General features: G+C 72.9%; 15 protein-coding genes and 1 pseudogene. 8 read left to right on the top strand and 8 right to left on the bottom strand.

Translation table 11 applies throughout. The annotated features are described in order from the left end of the window. Window positions 1-30: 30 nt before the first annotated feature. From CP982_RS03810 to fabD, 5 genes are read left to right on the top strand one after another with little or no spacing between them, the layout of a single operon-like run. Entirely contained in the window at window positions 31-285 is a 255-nt protein-coding gene (locus CP982_RS03810; protein WP_150509158.1) for an acyl carrier protein, read from the top strand. A 1-nt stretch (window position 286) separates the two neighbouring features. Further along, window positions 287-1,510, top strand: a complete 1,224-nt coding sequence (locus CP982_RS03805; protein WP_150509157.1) for a beta-ketoacyl synthase N-terminal-like domain-containing protein — start codon at window positions 287-289, stop codon at window positions 1,508-1,510. 20 nt (window positions 1,511-1,530) lie between these two features. Continuing rightward, complete coding sequence (locus CP982_RS03800) at window positions 1,531-2,814, top strand: hydroxymethylglutaryl-CoA synthase family protein (RefSeq protein WP_150509156.1); 1,284 nt, start codon at window positions 1,531-1,533, stop codon at window positions 2,812-2,814. Then, window positions 2,802-5,138 carry an enoyl-CoA hydratase/isomerase gene (locus CP982_RS03795; protein WP_150509155.1) on the top strand — a complete coding sequence of 779 codons (2,337 nt, stop codon included), beginning with the start codon at window positions 2,802-2,804 and terminating at the stop codon, window positions 5,136-5,138. Before CP982_RS03800 ends, CP982_RS03795 begins: the two co-directional genes overlap by 13 nt. A 4-nt stretch (window positions 5,139-5,142) precedes the next feature. Continuing rightward, complete coding sequence (gene fabD / locus CP982_RS03790; protein WP_170316349.1) at window positions 5,143-7,092, top strand: ACP S-malonyltransferase; 1,950 nt, start codon at window positions 5,143-5,145, stop codon at window positions 7,090-7,092. 85 nt (window positions 7,093-7,177) lie between these two features. On the opposite strand, the gene CP982_RS03785 is transcribed toward fabD, so the two are convergent. The 3 genes from CP982_RS03785 to CP982_RS03775 form a co-directional block, all read right to left on the bottom strand. Beyond that, on the bottom strand, window positions 7,178-8,410 hold the full coding sequence (locus CP982_RS03785) for a cytochrome P450 (RefSeq protein ID WP_150509154.1): 1,233 nt from the start codon (window positions 8,408-8,410) through the stop codon (window positions 7,178-7,180). 198 nt (window positions 8,411-8,608) lie between these two features. Next, on the bottom strand, window positions 8,609-9,436 hold the full coding sequence (locus CP982_RS03780; RefSeq protein ID WP_150509153.1) for a pentapeptide repeat-containing protein: 828 nt from the start codon (window positions 9,434-9,436) through the stop codon (window positions 8,609-8,611). 181 nt (window positions 9,437-9,617) lie between these two features. After that, on the bottom strand, window positions 9,618-10,016 hold the full coding sequence (locus CP982_RS03775) for a DUF5997 family protein (protein ID WP_150509152.1): 399 nt from the start codon (window positions 10,014-10,016) through the stop codon (window positions 9,618-9,620). A 106-nt stretch (window positions 10,017-10,122) separates the two neighbouring features. Here CP982_RS03775 and CP982_RS03770 point away from each other — a divergent pair, with 106 nt between their 5' ends. Beyond that, window positions 10,123-10,920 carry a LysR family transcriptional regulator substrate-binding protein gene (locus tag CP982_RS03770; protein WP_150509151.1) on the top strand — a complete coding sequence of 266 codons (798 nt, stop codon included), beginning with the start codon at window positions 10,123-10,125 and terminating at the stop codon, window positions 10,918-10,920. A gap of 24 nt (window positions 10,921-10,944) precedes the next feature. Here the strand turns inward: CP982_RS03770 and CP982_RS03765 are convergent, their stop codons facing one another. Both CP982_RS03765 and CP982_RS03760 read right to left on the bottom strand, forming a co-directional pair. Next, entirely contained in the window at window positions 10,945-12,774 is a 1,830-nt protein-coding gene (locus CP982_RS03765) for a serine/threonine-protein kinase (RefSeq protein WP_170316348.1), read from the bottom strand. Window positions 12,775-12,966: 192 nt separating this feature from the next. Beyond that, entirely contained in the window at window positions 12,967-13,656 is a 690-nt protein-coding gene (locus tag CP982_RS03760; RefSeq protein WP_150509149.1) for a nitroreductase, read from the bottom strand. Between the two features lie 112 nt (window positions 13,657-13,768). Here CP982_RS03760 and CP982_RS03755 point away from each other — a divergent pair, with 112 nt between their 5' ends. Next, a complete protein-coding gene (locus CP982_RS03755; protein WP_150509148.1) occupies window positions 13,769-14,374 on the top strand; it encodes a TetR/AcrR family transcriptional regulator in 606 nt (201 codons plus the stop codon). A 70-nt stretch (window positions 14,375-14,444) separates the two neighbouring features. Here the strand turns inward: CP982_RS03755 and CP982_RS03750 are convergent, their stop codons facing one another. From CP982_RS03750 to CP982_RS03740, 3 genes and pseudogenes are all read right to left on the bottom strand, one after another. Next, on the bottom strand, window positions 14,445-15,371 hold the full coding sequence (locus tag CP982_RS03750) for an NADP-dependent oxidoreductase (protein ID WP_150509147.1): 927 nt from the start codon (window positions 15,369-15,371) through the stop codon (window positions 14,445-14,447). Window positions 15,372-15,413: 42 nt separating this feature from the next. Then, window positions 15,414-16,529: pseudogene (locus CP982_RS03745) on the bottom strand (FAD-dependent oxidoreductase). Between the two features lie 16 nt (window positions 16,530-16,545). Beyond that, window positions 16,546-17,439, bottom strand: coding sequence for an NADP-dependent oxidoreductase (locus CP982_RS03740; protein WP_150509146.1), 894 nt, complete (start codon window positions 17,437-17,439; stop codon window positions 16,546-16,548). A gap of 71 nt (window positions 17,440-17,510) precedes the next feature. Between CP982_RS03740 and CP982_RS03735 the strand changes: the two genes are divergently transcribed. After that, a complete protein-coding gene (locus tag CP982_RS03735; RefSeq protein WP_150509145.1) occupies window positions 17,511-18,080 on the top strand; it encodes a TetR/AcrR family transcriptional regulator in 570 nt (189 codons plus the stop codon). Window positions 18,081-18,173 lie beyond the last annotated feature (93 nt).

Below are 18,173 nucleotides of genomic sequence, written 5' to 3'. Positions count from 1 at the left end.
TGTCCCGCCCCACCCAGCGAAAGCACGCACATGACCAAGGAAAAGACCTTCAGCCTGATCGTCGACGCCGTCCGCGAGATCCTCCCGGAACTCGCAGGGCACGACTTCGCCGACACCGACACCCTGGACGCGCTCGGCGCCAACTCCATGGACCGCGCGGAGATCGTGATGACCGTCCTGGAGGAGATGGACCTGGACATACCCCTGGTCGACACCCACGGGCCGCAGAACCTGGGCGAGCTCGCCCAGCACCTCAGCGACACGGCAGCGGTCAAGGCCGGGTGACGTGAGCGACTCCGCAGGGCTCGTCGTCACCGGCATCGGCGTCACCACCGCCGTGGGCCGGGGCAAGGCCGACTTCACCCGGGCACTGTTCGCTGGGGAGCACCGGTTCGCCGTCATGGAGCGGCCCGGGCGGCAGTCCGGCACCCGCTTCGTGGGCGCCGAACTGCCCGCCCCGGTGCCATCCGCCCGGCTCGGCGCCCGCGAGCTGCGCACCGCTTCCCTCACCGGACAGGTCGCCCTCGCCACGCTCGACGAGGCGTGGACCGAGGCGGGCCTCGACGGCTACGACCCGGACCGGGTCGGGCTCGTCATCGGCGGCAGCAACCTCCAGCAGCGCGAACTCGTCCTGGCCCACGACCGGCACCGGGCCAAGCCGCACTTCCTGCGGCCCAGCTACGGCCTGTCGTACCTGGACACCGACCTGTGCGGCCTGTGCACGAGCGCCTTCGGGATCCGCGGCCTCGCCCACACCGTGGGCGGCGCGTCGGCCAGCGGGCAGCTCGCCGTCATCGAGGCGGCCGAGGCCGTCGCCTCGGGCCGCGTCGACGTGTGCGTCGCCCTGGGCGCGCTCGCCGACCTGTCGTACTGGGAGCTGCTCGGCCTGCGCGCGATGGGTGCCATGGCGGGCGAGGACCACGCCGACGCGCCCGGCGACGCCTGCCGCCCCTTCGACAAGGGGCGATCCGGCTTCGTCTACGGCGAGGCCTGCGCCGCCCTGGTCATCGAGCGCCGAGGCGCCCGCCCGGAGGCACCCGCCCCCTACGCGCGGCTCAGCGGCTGGTCCGTGCGCCTGGACGGCAACCGCAACCCCGACCCGTCCCTCGCGGGCGAGACCGCGGCGATCCGCCAGGCCCTGGACCGCGCCGGGCTCACCGCCCGGGACATCGACTACGTCAACCCGCACGGCACCGCGTCCCCGACGGGCGACACGACCGAAGTGGCGGCGCTCAAGGCCTGCGGCCTCACCCACGCCGCGGTCAACGCCACGAAGTCGATCACCGGCCACGGTCTGACGGCCGCCGGAGCCGTCGAGGCGGCCGCGTCCCTGCTGCAGCTGCGGCACGGCCGGCTGCACCCCACGCGCAACCTCACCGAGCCGGTCGACGACGCCCCGCGCTGGGTGCGCGAGGCGGCCGTCGAGGCCGATATCCAGCACTGCCTGAGCCTGAGCATGGGCTTCGGCGGCATCAACACCGCACTGTGCCTGAGCGCGTGCGCCGCATAGAGAGCAGAACAGCGAACCCCATGTCCCGCGTCGGTATCGAAGCGATGAACGTGTTCGGCGGCTCGGCCGTGCTCGACGTCATGCAGTTGGCGCGGCACCGCGAGCTCGACCTGACGCGCCTGAACAACCTCCTGATGAAGGAGAAGACGGTCGCGCTGCCCTTCGAGGACCCGGTCACCTTCGGGGCCAACGCGGCCCGGCCGCTCCTCGACCGCATGAGCGAGGAGGAGAAGGGCCGCATCGAACTCCTCATCACCTGCACCGAGTCGGGCTTCGACTTCTCCAAGTCGGCGAGCACCTATCTCCACGACCAGCTGGGCCTGAGCCGCAACTGCCGCATGTTCGAGCTCAAGCAGGCCTGCTACGCGGGCACCGCCGGGCTCCAGATGGCCTGCAACTTCATCCTCTCGGGCACCTCGCCCGGCGCCAAGGCCCTGGTGATCGCCACCGACATCTCGCGCTACATCCTGGAGGACGGCGACGACGTGGCCGCCCAGGACTGGGCCTACGCCGAACCCAGCGGCGGCGCGGGCGCGGTGGCCCTGCTCGTCAGCGACACCCCGCACGTCTTCCAGCTCGACGTCGGCGCCAGCGGGACGTACGGCTACGAGGTGATGGACACCTGCCGCCCCGCCCCGGACAGCGAGGCGGGCGACGTCGACCTGTCCCTGATGTCGTACCTGGACTGCTGCGAGCAGGCCTACCGCGCCTACGAGGCCAAGGTGGAGGGCGCGGACTACCGCGACACCTTCCAGTACCTCGCCTTCCACACCCCCTTCGGCGGCATGGTCAAGGGCGCCCACCGCACCATGATGCGCAAGGTCGCGGGGGCCAGGGGCGCCGAGATCGCCGAGGACTTCGAGCGCCGCGTCGCGCCCGGGATCGGCTACTGCGGCCGCGTCGGCAACATCATGGGCGCGACGGTCTTCCTCTCCCTCGCCGGCACCATCTGCAACGGTGCCTACCCCGACCCGCGGCGCATCGGACTGTTCTCGTACGGCTCCGGCTGCTGCTCGGAGTTCTACAGCGGCGTCGTCACCCCGGACGGCGCCAAGCGGCTGCGGGCCATGGGCATCGAGGACCACTTCGACGCGCGCTACCAGCTCTCTCTTGACGAGTACGACCAGCTCCTCCGGGAGAGCGCGTTCGTCCGCGTCGGCACCCGCGACACCGTCGTGAACCAGGACTTCGTCGCCCGGACCGCCCGGAGTGCCCAGAGCACGTCGCCCGCCGCGGGCGGCTCGCCGCGCCTCGTCCTGCGCGCCATCAAGGAGTTCCACCGGGAGTACGCATGGATCGACTGACCTACTCCACCCTGCGCGTCCGCGAACAGGGCAGCGTGCTCTTCGCCCGGATCCACCGGCCCGACGCGGGCAATGCCATCAACGCCACGCTCGTGCACGAGCTCGACGACGTCTTCACGCGCGCCGCCCGCGCGGAGCACACCACCGTCGTCGTCCTCGAAGGGCTGCCCGAGGTGTTCTGCTTCGGCGCCGACTTCGGCGTGATCAGCGACGCGGCGCGCACGGGCCGGGACACGTCCTTCGACCCCGAGCCGATGTTCGAGCTCTTCCGGCGCATGGCGTACGCCGACGTGCTCACCGTCGCGCACGTGCGCGGCAAGGCCAACGCGGGCGGCGTCGGGCTCGTGGCCGCGTGCGACGTGGTGATCGCCGACGAGAGCGCGACGTTCAGCCTCTCCGAGCTGCTCTTCGGCCTCATCCCGGCCGTCGTGCTGCCCTATCTGATCCGCAGGACCGGCTTCCAGCGCGCCCACTACCTCGCCGCCACCACCCAGACCATCGACGCCCGGCAGGCCCACGAGTGGGGGCTCGTCGACGCCCTCGGCACGCCCAGCGAGGCGCTCCTGAAGCGCCACCTCCAGCGCCTGGGACGGCTCTCGAAGAAGGGCGTCGCACGCTACAAGGCGTATCTGCGCGAGCTGTCCCCGCTGACCGAGCACACCAAGGACGTCGCGCTCGCCACCAACCGCCAGGTCTTCGGCGACCCCGACAACGTGCGGGCCATCCGGCGCTACGCCGAAGAGGGCGTCTTCCCCTGGGAGACCGCGACGCCGGACACCGCCGCCGCCTCCCCGGAGGCATCGCCCGCCCCGCCACCGCACCCGTCCCCGAGCGAGCCCCCCGTGGAACCACAGCACCAGCGCCCCACCACCCCGCCGCGGCCGCCCGCCCTGTCGCCCCGCGCCCTCGGCAGCCCGCGCTTCCGCGCGGCGCACGGCGTCGAGTACGCGTACGCCGCAGGCGCGATGTACAAGGGCATCGCCTCCGTCGACCTGGTCACCGCGCTCGGCAACGCGGGCATGCTCGGCTTCTTCGGCACCGGCGGGCTCCCCCTCGACGAGGTCGACGACGCGATCACCCGCATCAAGAAGGGCCTCGACCCCGGCCGCGCCTTCGGCATGAACCTCCTGAACAACCCGGACGACCCCGGCCTGGAGGCCCGCACCGTCGAGCTGTACCTGCGCCACGGCGTGCGCTCCGTCGAGGCCTCCGCCTATCTGCGGCCCACGCTGCCGCTGGTCCACTACCGCCTCGCGGGCCTCGGCACCGACGCCGAGGGCCGGCTGCGCCAGGACCACCACATCATCGCCAAGGTGTCGCGCACCGAGGTCGCCGAGCACTTCCTGCGCCCGGCCCCGGCCCCGCTGGTCCGCAAGCTCCTCGACGACGGACTCGTCACCCCCGAGCAGGCCGAGCTCGGCGCCCGCCTCCCGCTGGCCCAGGACCTGTGCGTCGAGGCGGACTCCGCGGGCCACACCGACGGCGGCAACGCCTACGTCCTGATGCCCGCCATGCGCGCCCTGCGCGACCGCGTGACGCGCGAGCAGGGCTACGCCGAAGAGAGCGGCGAGGCCGCCGTGCGCGTCGGCGCGGCGGGCGGCATCGGCACCCCCGAAGCCGCCCTCGCCGCCCTGACCCTGGGCGCCGACTTCCTCGTGACCGGCTCCATCAACCAGTGCACCGTGGAGGCCGGGACCAGCGACGCGGTGAAGGACCTCCTCCAGGGCCTCGGCGTGCACGACACCGAGTACGCGCCCGCGGGCGACATGTTCGAGGTCGGCGCCCGCGTCCAGGCCGTCAGGAAGAGCACGTTCTTCCCCGCCCGCGCCCAGAAGCTGTACGAGCTCTACGTACGGCACGACTCCCTCGACGACCTCGACCCGCGCACCCGGGCGACCCTGGAGAACAAGTACTTCAAGCGCTCCCTCGACGAGGTCTGGCAGGAGACCCGGGCCCACCTCGCGCGGCGCTTCCCCGACCGGCTCGCGGAGGTCGAGCGCAGCCCCAAGCAGAAGATGGCCCACGTCTTCCGCTGGTACTTCGTGCACTCCACGCGCCTCGCGCTGCGCGGCGCGGAGCCGCGCGTCGACCACCAGATCCACTGCGGCCCCGCCCTCGGCGCGTTCAACACCTGGGTGCGCGGCACCGACCTGGAGCCGTGGCGCGGCCGCCGGGTCGACGTCGTCGCCGAGCGGCTGCTGCGGGAGACCGCGGCCCTGCTCACCGAGCGCATGGCCGCCTACGGCGCCCTGGCCGCCGACAGCACACCCTCCACGCCCCACACCGCCCCCGGCGGACCGGCACCTCTCACGACGGCTGAGTGATCACATGAATTCCGTGTACGTGTTCCCCGGGCAGGGCTCCCAGCGCAAGGGCATGGGCAAGGACCTGTTCGAGAAGTACCCCGACCTCGTGGCCCGGGCGGACCGGCTGCTCGGCTACTCGCTGCGCGACCTGTGCGTCGACGACCCCGACCGGGTCCTCAACCGCACCGAGTACACCCAGCCCGCCCTCTACGCGGTCAGCGCCCTGCAGTACCTCGACCACATCGACTCCGGCGGCGCCCCGCCCGCCGTCGTCGCCGGGCACAGCCTGGGGGAGTACAGCGCCCTGTTCGCCGCGGGCGCCTTCGACTTCGTCACCGGGCTCGACCTCGTGCGCAGGCGCGGCGAGCTGATGAGCCGCGCCCCCAAGGGCGCGATGGCCGCCGTGGTCAACCTCGACCAGGAGCGCGTCGCTCGGATCCTGGCCGCCCTTCCGTACGACGGCATCGACGTCGCCAACATCAACTCCCGGCTCCAGTGCATCATCTCCGGCGCCTACGACGAGGTCCACGCCCCGGACGTCCGGCAGGCGTACACCGAGGCGGGCGCGCGGTTCATCCCCCTCAACGTGAGCGCGGCCTTCCACTCGCGCTGCATGGCCGACGTACAGGAGGAGTTCGCCCGCCACCTCTCGGGCGTCGAGTTCCGCCCGCTGCGGATCCCCGTGATCGCCAACTGCACGGCGCGGCCGTACCCGACGACCGGCTACGCGGAGCTGCTCGTGCGGCAGATATCGAGCCCCGTGCGGTGGTACGAGTCGCTCTCCTGGCTGCTCGCGCGCGGCCACGACGACTTCCGGGAGATCGGCCCCGGCGACGTCCTGACCAAGCTCACCGCCAAGATCCGCGAAGAGCCGCTGGCCATGGCGGAACCGGCCGCCCCGCAGCCCCCGGCTGCGCCCCAGCCCCCGGCCGCCCCCGTCGGCGCGCGCCCCGCGCCCCGCCGGGCCCTGCGGCGCCCCGAGGTCGTCTTCATGTACGGCGGTCAGGGCACGCAGTACTACCGGATGGGGCAGGAGCTGTACGACACCCACCCGGCGTTCCGCGACGCCATGGACCGGTGCAGCGCGCTCTACGAGGCGGCACAGGGCACGTCCCTCGTCGCCGCGATGCACGACGGCACCCGGCGCGGCCAGGACTTCGACGACATCCTGCACACGCACGCGGCGCTCTACAGCGTCGGCTGGAGCCTCACCGAGGCCCTGCGCGCGGAGGGCTTCCACCCCGACGCGGTCCTCGGCCACAGCCTGGGCGAGTACGTCGCGGCCACCGTCGCCGGGGCGATGTCCTTCGAGGACGGCCTCGACCTCGTGATGAAGCAGGCCCATCTCCTCGACCAGCGCTGCCGCCCCGGCGGCATGCTGAGCGTCCTCGCCCCGCCCTCGCTCTACCAGCGGCGGCGCGACCTGTTCGCCGGCCTCGCCCTGGCGGGCGTCAACTTCACCGGCGGGACCACCGGCAACTTCGTCGTCAGCGGCGAGGCCGAGCGCGTCACCGAGGCCCGCGCCGCCCTCGACGGGGAAGGGGTGATCGCCGTCCGCCTTCCGGTGCGCCACGGCTTCCACTCCGGCCTCCTCGACGACATCCGGCACGAGTGCCGGAGCCTGGGACGCGCGGTCACGGTGAACTCGCCCACCCTGCCGGTGTATTCGTGCGCCTACGCCGGAGAGCTGGACGGCGCGGCGCTGACCGCCTGGGACGACTACGCGTGGGACGTGATCAGGGGCCGCGTGCGCTTCGACGAGCTGATGGCCACCGCGTTCCGCGACCCGGCGCGCCACTACTTCGTCGACCTGAGCGCCAGCGGCTCCTTCGCCAACTTCCTCAAGCACGGCTACGGCCCCGACCACCGGGGCGCGTTCGCGATCAACCAGTTCGGCAACAACACGGCGTCGATGCGCCGACTGCGCGAAGGCCTGGAGGAGGTCACCGGGGCGGCGCCCGCCCTGGTCTGACACGGTCGACGGCACGGCGAAGGGGGCCCACCGCCGCGCGGTGAGCCCCCGACGCCTGCTCAGGCGCGTGCCGACGTCGTCCCGGTCAGCCGACGGACACTGGCAGCGAGGCCACACCGCGCACGTTGATGCGGCCGTTCCAGGTCACGTCGCCCGCCAGGGACAGGTCCGGGAACCGCTTCAGCATGCGCTCGAAGGTGATGCTCGCCTCCAGGCGCGCCAGGGCCGCGCCGAGGCAGTGGTGCGAGCCGGAGCCGAACGCCAGGTGCGCGCGGGCCCCTTCGCGGTCCAGGCGCAGCGTGTCCGCGTCCTCGCCCCAGCGCGCGGCGTCGCGGTTGGCGGAGGCGAGAGCGGCGACCACCATCGCGCCCGGCGGGATCTCGACGCCGCTGAGCACGGTCGGCTCCAGGGTGATGCGGCGGCTCGACTGCAACGGGCTGTCGTAGCGCAGCATTTCGTCCACGGCGTTGGGCATGAGGTCCGCGTCCGCGCGCAGCGCGGCGAGCTGCTCGGGGTGGCGCAGCAGCGCGTGGGTGCCGTTGGCGAGCAGGTTCACGGTCGTCTCGTGGCCCGCGATGTACAGGAGCTGGATCTGCGCGACCAGTTCGTCGTCGCTGAGCTTGTCGCCGTCCTCCTCGGCCTCGATGAGGGCCGTCATGAGGTCGTCGGCGGGGTTGCGCCGCTTCCAGGCGATCATCTCGGAGGTGAGGACGGCCAGTTCCGCGTCCGCGTTCTCGATCTCCTGCATGACGGCCGGGTCGGCGACGGGCTCCAGGGAGCGGACGATGACGCCACTCAGCTCCCGGATCCGCTCGTGGTCGGTGGGCGGGGCGCCCAGCATGTCCGCGATCACCGTGAACGGCAGCGGCGAGGCGAGCGCGGGCACCAGGTCCGCGCCGCCCTCGTCGGCGATCCGGTCGAGCATGCCGTCGACGAGTTCGCCGATGCGGGGCGCGAGCGCCTGGATCGACTTCGGCGTGAAGGCCTTCTGCACCAGGCGGCGCAGCCGGGTGTGGTCCGGGGCGTCCCGGTCGATCATCGAGAAGCCGTCGATGAGCGGGGTCTTGCGCGACTCGTCCTTCTGTCGCAGGTTCTCCAGCGCGCCGGAGTCGACGTTACGCAGTTCGACCGACGCGCCGGAGCGCAGCAGGGCGAACACGTCCTCGTACCGGGTGACGACCCAGAACCCCAAGGGGTGCGGATAGACCGGGGCGGTTTCGCGGAGCGTCGCGTACTGCGGGTACGGATTGTCGGTGAACCCCTCGGCGAAGGGGTTGAACAGAGGTATCTGTTCCTGAGGGAGAACGCCCCCGGTCATCTCGTGCTCCTTGTGGTGGCACCGGCTGGAGGGACCCCCCGGCGGGGATCCGCAGGGATCCACCGCCTTGGCCCTCGGCCCCGGTTGGATGAGAGTTCGCAGGTCACAGTAGTGCCGCCGGGAGGACCGGCGGCACGTGACAAGGAAGAGAGCAGGAGAGTACCCGGCGGGCCCCGCCGGGGACCAGGCCGCCCGGTACTAGGCCGCCCAGTGGGAGGGGCGCTCCAGCGGGTGGGGGAGCTTCGTCCGGGCGTCGCCCCGTGCGGCGTTCAGCTGGGGCTGGGTGAGGAACAGCGCGCCGCGCAGATCCGCCCCGCACAGGTTCGTGTCCCGCATGTCCGCGCCGATCAGGTCGGCGTCGCGCAGGTCGGCGTCCGACAGGTCGGCCGCGATGAGCAGGGCGCCGCGCATGCTGGCGCCGCGCAGCTTCGCGCCGCGCAGCCGGGAGCCCATGAGGTTGGCGCCCCGGTGGTTCTTCTTGCGCCCCGGGACCGCCGCCCGGGCCAGTTCGCTGGCGCGCAGCAGGAGCGGGTTCACCTCGCCGCGCAGCGCGTCCACGTCGACGGCGAGCAGGGTCTCGACCAGGTCCCGGGTGAGCGCGTCGATCCGCTCGTACGCGGCGCGCAGATCCCGGTGGACGGGCCGGGCCGCGGGCAGGTCCAGGGCCTGCGCGGTGTACTTCAGGAGCTCCTGGAGCTGCCGCACGACGGGGAAGACCTCGTACATGGCGCGGGCCGAGTCCGGCTCCTCGCGCCAGCTGACGCCCTTGAAGGTGACCTGGGAGACCTTCTGGCCCGCGCCGAAGCAGTCGAAGACCGTGCAGCCGTTGTAGCCCTTGTCGCGCAGCCGCTCGTGGATCCCGCAGCGGAAGTCCTCCTGGAGGTTTCCGCACGGGGTGCCCGCGGACTTGTTCACCGGGAAGTCCGACGAGCGCGAGAAGGGCAGCGCCACGCAGCACAGGCCGAAGCAGCTCCCGCAGTCGGCCTGCAGGTCGGGCTGGGCGGCGTACGAGGTGCGCTCGGACAAGACGGTGGCTCCTGAGGGACGTGCGGCGGCGTGCGGTGGTCGTACGCCTCCATTGTCCCTCGTACGCGGACGGCGACGGTACGCGGACGGCGACGGTACGAGGGCCCGGGTGCGCGCGGCCGGGCTGGAGGCGCCGGAATCAGGGGCACGAGCGGGGCGCGGGGCGCCCCGGGCCCCGCGCTCAGGCCTTGGCGGCCTTCTCGGCCTGCTCCGCCTTCTTCGCCTTCAGGCGGACGGTCTCCTTGCGGACCTCGGCCTGCGTGGCGCGCTCGCGCTCGAGCCACTCGGGCCGCTCTTCCTTCAGCGCGTCGATCTGCTGCGTGGTGAGGGCCTCCGTGACGCCGCCGCGGGCGAGGCCCGACACGGAGACGCCCAGCTTGGCCGCGACGACCGGACGGGGGTGCGGGCCGTTCTGGCGCAGGTCGCGCAGCCACTGGGGCGGGTCGGCCTGCAGGGCGTTGAGCTCGGTCCGCGAGACGACACCCTCCTGGAACTCGGCGGGGGTGGCCTCGAGGTACACACCCAGCTTCTTCGCCGCGGTGGCGGGCTTCATGGTCTGGGTGGAGTGGTGCGACGTCATAGGACAAGGGTATCGAGCGAATGCGCGACCGCCGACCACGGCGGGCCCGCCACCGGCCGCACCCTCCGGTGGGTCGGGCGCCGACTACGGGCGGTAGTCTGGCGAGGTGACAGGCTCGGAAGACTCTCCCGCGTTCCGGCTCGCCTACGTGCCCGGGGTGACGCCCTCGAAGTGGGTGCGCATCTGGAACGAGCGGCGGCCCGACATCCCCCTGACCCTCGCCCAGGTGCCCGCCACCGAGATCCGCGAGGTCCTGCGCGGGGGCGAGGCCGACGCGGGGTTCGTGCGCCTGCCGGTCGACGGGGAGGACCTCAGCGCGATCCCCCTCTACGAGGAGACGACGGTGGTCGTGGTCCCCAAGGACCACCTCTTCGCGGCGGCCGACGAGGTGGCCGCGGCGGACCTCGTCGACGAACTGGTGCTGCACCCCCTGGACGACCCCCTGGACTGGGAGCACCCGCCGGGCCGCCCCGCCCTTGAGCGCCCCGCCACGACCGCGGACGCCGTCGAGCTGGTGGCGGCGGGCATCGGCCTGCTGATCGTCCCCCAGTCCCTGGCGCGGCTGCACCACCGCAAGGACCTCACGTACCGCACGATCACGGACGTCCCCACGTCCCGCGTGGCGCTCTCGTGGCCCCAGGAGGCCACGACCGACCTGGTGGACGACTTCATCGGCATCGTCCGCGGCCGCACCGTCAACAGCACCCGCGGCCGCCGCGCCGAGCCCGAGCCGAAGGCGAAGCGCCCGGAGAAGGGCGGCGCCCGGCGGCAGCAGCCGGCCGGGGGCAAGGGGAGCGGCCGGGGCACCGGCAAGACCGCGGGCAAGCCGTCCGCCAAGAACGCGCGCCGGGGCTCCGGCGGCCCGAAGGGCACCAAGGGCGGCAAGCCGCGCCGCAGGCCGTAGCGCCCTGATCTGACGGCCCGCTCGTCACCAGGGCTGGTTCCGCAGGAACGCGCCGGAGTGCGCCGCCTCCGCCTCCCGCGCCCGGTGCGAGTGGGCCAGGGCCCAGCAGCCCACCGCCGCCACGGCCACGGCGAGGACAACCAGACGCCACGTGGCGACGGTGGTGTGGGCCGAGTCGGGAGCGGGGTGCGTGGCGAGGGTGATCCCGAGGACCAGCGGAACCGTCATCGCGAGGGCCCAGCCGCCGAGCACGGACGAGGCGAGGCGGTGCGGCAGGACGAGCCCCGCCCAGAGCAGCACGGCGAGGGTGCCGGTCACGGCCACCGCCCCGCTCATGAGCCCCGGAACGGCGATGCCCGCGGCCGTGGCCCCCGTGACGGCACCCGCCGCCACCGGAATCAGCCGGCGGCGGTCGAGGGAGCGGGCCCGCGTCCCTCCGTGCCGCACCAGGTGCACGGCGGCGAGCAGCCCGACGGCTCCCGCCAGCAGATAGGGCCCGCTGTTGAGCCAGGCGTCCTGGTCGAGTTCGCGCAGCCGCTGGTGGACGCCGTTGACGACGAAGCCACTGGTCAGAGCGAGGACGCTACTGCCGGCCAGGAGCCCGGCCCAGGTGCGCCGGCTCGGCGAGACCAGACTCGCCCAGGAGCCGATGAGCAGCGCGAGGAAGGGCAGGTGGGTGAGGACCAGGAGGGCGTTGAGCACCCCGTCGTCGCCGAAGGGGTAGCCGGCCGCGACGGTGGCCCAGGGGGCTTCGGGCCCCGCGGCGTCGGCGGTGTGGCCCGCGTCGATCCACCACGTCTCGAAGGGCTGCGTGCGGAACAGCAGGAGTCCCGGCCCGGTGAGGACGGCGTGCCCGTCGAGCTGGAACCAGGACAGGACCCACAGGCCGACCGTGCCCAGGCCGAGGAGCCCCGGCAGGACGGGGTTCACGAAGGACGCGGGCCGCGCGGGCAGCCGCCACGGCGGCGTCGGCGGCGGAGCGGGAGCGACGGTCGGCTGACGGCGCGGCGCCACCGGGGCCGCCGCCATCATGGTGGTGACGCGGCCCTCCGCGATCTGCCGCAGCTCCGCGGCGGCCTGTGCGACGTGCGGGCGTTCCTCCGGGTTCTTGGCAAGGAGTGAGTGCAGCACGGCCCCCAGGGCGGGCCCGGCGCGGCGCGACACGGGCGGCGGGTCGGAGAGCACCGCCGCGATGGACTCCACCGGCGCCGGACGGGCGAAGGGCGACGCGCCCTCCAGGGCGTGGAAGAGCGTGACGCCGAGGGCCCAGAGGTCCGTGGCGGGCACGGGCGCTCCCCGGATCTGCTCGGGCGCCATGTAGGCGGGGGTGCCGAAGACGCTCGTCGTGCTGGTGACCTCGCTGGAGAGCCGGGCGATCCCGAAGTCGGCCAGCTTGACCCGGCCGCCCGCCAGGAGCATCACGTTCTCGGGCTTGACGTCGCGGTGGATCACGCCCATCGCGTGGGCGGCGCCGAGTACCTCGGCCAGCTGCGCGCCGATCGACGCCACCCGCGCCGGGGGCAGGGGGCCCTCCCGGGCCACGAGCGCGGACAAGGTGGTGCCCTGGACGAGCTCCATGACGATGACGACCTCGGAGCCGGAGCGCACCACGTCGTAGACGGTGACGGCCCCGGGGTGATTGAGCTTCGCCGCCGCGCGGGCCTCACGCAGCAGGCGTGCGGTGGCCTTGGTGTCCAGGGGCGCCGCCCCCTGCCCTGGCCCGCGCACGTGCTTCACGGCGACCTCGCGCCCGAGCAGTGTGTCGACGGCCCGCCACACCACTCCCATGCCACCCCGCCCCAGCTCCTCGATCAGCTGGAACCTGCCACCGAACGGCTGCCCGCCCTCGACCATCGCGACCCCCCGGAACGCGCCCCCTGATACTCGCGGGGTCATCATCCAGCCACTGGCGACTTCGCGCAGCGCATGACCGAAGTTGCGCTGTAACGAGCGTTCCTGACCACCTCCCCTGCGCCACCGCGGGGCCGCCGCGCCACAGCGGCGGGCACGGGCCGCAGGAGCACCGCTCCCGCTCGGTCCGTCGCCCTAGTCGTGGAAGACCGTGGTCGACTCCACCGGGGCCCGCTCGGTCCGCACGCGGTTCACCGGAGCCGCCTCGTCGGCGTAGCCGAAGGAGATGCCGACGAGCAACTTCCCTCCGGTGACGCCGAGTTCGGCGCGGACGGTGTCGGCGTAGAAGCTCAGAAGGCCCTGCGGGCAGCTGTCCACGCCGTACGCGGTCATCGCCAGGAGCAGCGTCTGCATATAGGCGCCGACATCCGCGGCGAGGCGGGCCTCGCCGTCGCCGTGGACGAAGAGGAACGCCGCGTGCGGTGCGCCGTAGAACCGCAGGCTCTCCGCGTCGTAGGCCGCGCGGGCCGTGTGATCGTCGGGGTCGATGCCAAGGGCGCCGTACAGTGCGGCGCCGAACTCCGCCCGGCGGTTCCGGTGCACCGGCGCGTACATGTCCTCGGCGTACGGAAAGTCCACCGAGGTGCGCCCGGCGGCGTGGGCCGTCCGCAGGGCGTCGGCCAGGCGCCGGCGTGCCGCGCCGCTCACCACCTCCACCTGCCAGGGCTGCGCGTTGGAGTTGGACGGCGCGGCCCCGGCCAGCGAGAAGATCCTGCGCAGCGTGTCCTCGGGCACGGCTTCCGGACGGAACGCGCGGGTCGCGTGACGGCCGCGTATCAGCTTCTCCGCGCCGCCGCTCAGCTCGGTGGGAACGAACCTGTTCATGGTCATGGGACTCCTCGGTGACGGAGCATCTATGTAAACGGAGTCGTTTACATGCGGACGTCACCCTAACGCGGCACCCCGTCTTAAGTAAACGAACGCGTATACTTCCTCCATGAGTGCAACCGTGAGGACGACGGCCGTGGCATCCCAGCGGCGGGGGCGCGGAGGGCGGGAGCGCGTTCTGGCCGCCGCCGCCCGGCTGTTCGCGGCCCAGGGCATCAACGCGACCGGCATGGAGCAGATCGCGGAGGAGGCGCCGGTGTCCAAGCGGACGCTCTACGCGCACTTCCGTACCAAGAACGATCTGGTCATCGCCCACTTGCAGGGCCTCGTCCTGTCGGGGGCCACGCTGGAAGGCGTGCTGACCCGCGAGGACATCCCTCCGCGCGACCGGATCCGCAAGCTGTTCGACCAGCCGGTGGCGGACGCGGCTCCGGCGCGGGGGTGCCCGTTCATCGACGCCGCCGCGGAATTCCCGGACCCGCAGAGCGCGGTGCACTCCTACGCCCGGGAGCAGAAGCTGCGCATGGTGCGGCTGATCGCCGCCTTGGTGACGGAGCTGGGCTGCCGCGACCCCCTGGTGCTCGCCGAACAGCTGGCCACGCTCGCGGACGGGGCGGCCAGCCGCGCCATGGTCCTCGACGAACCGGACTACGGCCGCCACGCGCGGGCGGCGGCGGAGGTTCTCCTCGACCAGGCTCTGCCGCCGACGAGCTGACGCCGGCGTGGGCTTGGCCGTGGCTCCGGGATCACCGGCGTTCCGGCGGGCGCGACCGAGCCCACGGCCATCAGGGCACGGTGATGACGATCTTGCCGCGCGCGTGGCCGGAGGCGCTGACGTCGTGCGCGGTGGCGGCGTCCGCCAGCGGGAACACGGCGTGCAGCGGGACGGTGAGACGGCCGCTGTCGGCGAGAACGGCTGCCAGCGGCAGTCCCGCCCGTCCTGGCGATTGCCCCGCTTCGGAGCGGCAGAACCGCACGCCGTGCCGGTCGGCGTCGAAGTCCGCGATGGTCACCACGCGGTGCGGGCCTCCGGCGATGGCCACCAGATCGGCGAGAGAGCCCTTGCCGGCTGCGTCCAGGACCACGTCGACGCCGTGCGGAGCCAGCGGGGCGAGGCGGTCGGCCAGCCCCACCCCATAGGTGACCGGGACGACGCCGAGCTGTTCGAGGAAGCCGTGGTTGCCTTCGCTCGCGGTGCCGATCACGGTGAGGCCGCGGGCCCGGGCGAGTTGTGCGGTGATGGTGCCGACGCCTCCCGCGGCGCCCTCGATCAGCAAGGTCATGCCTTCGGCGGCTTCGAGGGCCTCCAGGACACGGGTGGCCGTGTCGATGTTGCCCGCGGCGCCACCCGCCTCCTCGAAGGACCATGACCGGGGCTTGGGTGCCCACGCCTCAAGGACGGCGTACTGGGCCGCGGCTCCTCCCTGGTCGGCGAAGGGGACGAGGCCGAAGACCTCGTCCCCCACGGCGGTGCCGGTCACTCCCTCGCCCACCTCGTCGACCGTTCCGGCGGCGTCCACGCCGGGGATGTGGGGGAAGTCCAGGGCCAGGACACCCCGCAGCATCCCTGAGCGCAGGTACCAGTCAGCAGGGGTGACGCCGGTGGCACGGACCGCGACGCGGACCTGACCGGGCCCGGCGTGCGGCTCTTCGACCTCCTCCACGCGAAGGACCTCGGAACCGCCGTAGCGGTGATACTGAAGGGCGAACACAGACAACCTCCGTATGTCGGCGAACAGTTCAGCGGGAGAGCTTCAGGACTTCCAGCCGGTGAAGAAACGGATCAACTCCTGGGGCGTGGGGTTGCGCGGCGCCGCGGCGGCGGCCGCTGCGCCGCGGGGGAACAGCCCCCGCTCGTACGCGGTGAGGGCGGTCTCGATGTCGTCGGGATGCGCGGCGAGCGCCTGGCCGAGTTCGGCTCCGTCCTGCATGGCGAGATTGGCGCCTTCGCCGTTGGGAGCCGTGAGGTGGGCGGCGTCGCCGAGCAGGGTCACTCCCGGCACCCGGTCCCAGCGGTGCCCGTCCGGCAGGGCGTGCAGGGGGCGCAGGACCGGCGCGGTCCGGCCCGCGGTGATCAGGGCGGTGAGTTCCGGTGCCCAGCCGTCGTACTCCTGCGCGATCCGCGCGGCGGCCGCGACGGCGTCGGTGAAGTCGACGGCGGCGAACCAGTCCTGAGGCTTGGTCAGGGTGATGTAGGCGTGGAGCGTCCCGCCCTTCTCCCGGTGGGCCACGAACCACGTGCCGGGCCCGTCCGGGTCGAGGGCGACCAGCGTCCCGCCGCCGACCGCCTTCGCCGTGGCCGGGTGGCGGGTGTCCGCGTCGTGCAGGCAGGTCTCGACGAAGGACCGTCCGACGTACGCGGGTGCGGCGTCGGAGAGCAGCGGCCGGACCCGCGATCACGCGCCGTCCGCGCCGACCAGCAGGCTCGTGACGGCGCTGGTGCCGTCCGCGAAGGTCACCTCGTGGCGGCCCTCGGCGAGGGCGCGGACGCCGGTGGCCTTGTGGCCCCAGCGGACGGTGCCGTCGGGGAGCGCGTCGAGGAGCAGCTGCCGCAGTTCGCCGCGCTGCACCTCGGGGCTCGCGCCCGTGCCGTCGTCGTCCTTCTCGAACAGGACGGTTCCGTCGCGGTCCAGAAGCCGTAGCGCTTGCCGGCCCTCCAGGACGAGACCGCGGAACTCATCCGTCAAATCGGCTGTATCTAGGGCGAGTTGGCCGCTGTGGGCGTGGATGTCGAGCATCCCGCCCTGTGAACGGGCCGTGGGGGAGGGGTCCGCCTCATGGACCGTTACCGGGATGCCGTGCAGGTGCAGGACCCGGGCCAGGACGAGGCCGCCGAGACCGGCGCCGATGATCGTGACAGGGGTGCGCATGGGGCTCCTCGCGTGGTCACAGGACGATGACGCGGCGTCCGCGGGTGTGTCCGGCCTGACTGTCGGCGTGTGCGGCGGCCGCCTCGGCGAGGGAGTAGGTCCGCTGTACGGGGATGTGGAGTCTTCCCCGGGCGATGAGGTCGGCGGCGTGGGCGAGGGCTCGCGGCACGTCGCCGGTGACGCCGGAGAAGCGGGCGCCGTGCTCGGGCGCGCTGAGGTCGGCGATGGAGATCACCTTGTCCGGGTCGCCGGTGAGTGCGACGAGTTCGCGGATCACGCCCGCCCCTGCCAGGTCGAGCGCCGCGTCGACGGGGCCGAGCCGCCGCACCCGCTCGACCCAGCCCTGGCCGTAGGTGGTGGGGAGGGCGCCCAGGGTGCGCAGGTAGTCCTGGTTGGCGGGTCCTGCGGTGGCGATGACGGTGATGCCGCGGTCGCGGGCGATCTGCAGGGCGGCTGATCCGACGCCGCCGGAGGCGCCGCTGACCAGCAGTGTCTGTCCGGACTCCACGCCGGACTCGCCGAGGACGCGCAGTGCCGTCTCCACCACCGAGGGGTATCCGGCCGCCTCCTCGAAGGTCATGCCCTCGGGCACGCGGGCCCAGGCCGAGAGCACGGCGAGCTCGGCGTACGTGTGTGTGCCGCGCCCGAAGACCCGGTCACCGACCGCGATGCCGTCGACGCCTTCGCCGACCTCATCGACCACCCCGGCGGCGTCCTGTCCGATCCCGGCGGGCAGTTCGAGGGGACGGACCGCTTGGAACTGTCCTTCGCGGATCCTCCAGTCGACGGGGTTCACGCCCGCCGCTCGCACGGCTACGCGGATCTGGCCGGGGCCGGGACGGGGCTCAGGGGCGTCGTCGAGGCGGAGTACGTCGGGGCCGCCGAACGCGGCGAAGCTGACTCTCTTCATGCCGCCGACCGTAACACTAACCGTTAGGGTTTAGAAACGGATACTTATTCGGAGTTGGTAGTGTTCGGCTCATGACCGTCACGCCCGGCCGCCGTGAGCGCAAGAAGGCCGCCACCCGCCAGAAGATCGCCGATACCGCGCTGCGGCTCTTCCTGGAACGCGGCTACGACGAGGTGGGCATCCGGGAGGTGGCCGCCGAGGCGGACGTGGCCGTCACCACTCTCTTCGCTCACTTCGCCTCCAAAGAGGCCCTGGTCTTCGAGCAGGACCACCCCTTCGAACAGCGCCTGGCCCTGGCCGTCACCCGCCGCACCCCGGACCAGCCCCTCGTCCCCGCCCTGCGCCGCGAGGTCCAGGACCTGGTCCGCCACTGCTCGGGCGAGGGCGCCGCACCGGTCCACCGCATGATCGACACCTCCCCGGCCCTGCGCGCGTACGAGGAATCCATGCGCCTGCGCCACGCCGAAGCACTCGCGACGGCCCTCATCGCCGACCCGGACGTACCGCGGAGCGCGACGGCCTGCCGGGCCATCGCCCGGTTCGTCATCGACGCCTACGCCCTGGCCCGCGACGCGTCCGATCCCGACGCCGCACTAGACGAGGCCTTCCACATGATCCAAGCCGCCTGGGACGCCGCCTGACGTTCGGCGGGCGGTCGCCCGGGAGCCGGTGGGCCCGGCCGGTACGCGGCAGGCCGCCGGGCGTTTCCCGTCTCGTGTCGTCTCGTTCAGTAG

The sequence above is a fragment of the Streptomyces spectabilis genome (assembly GCF_008704795.1).
Classification (GTDB): Bacteria; Actinomycetota; Actinomycetes; order Streptomycetales; family Streptomycetaceae; genus Streptomyces; species Streptomyces spectabilis.
Note: the sequence above shows the minus strand (reverse complement) of the source record. Positions and strands in the feature narration are given on the sequence as shown.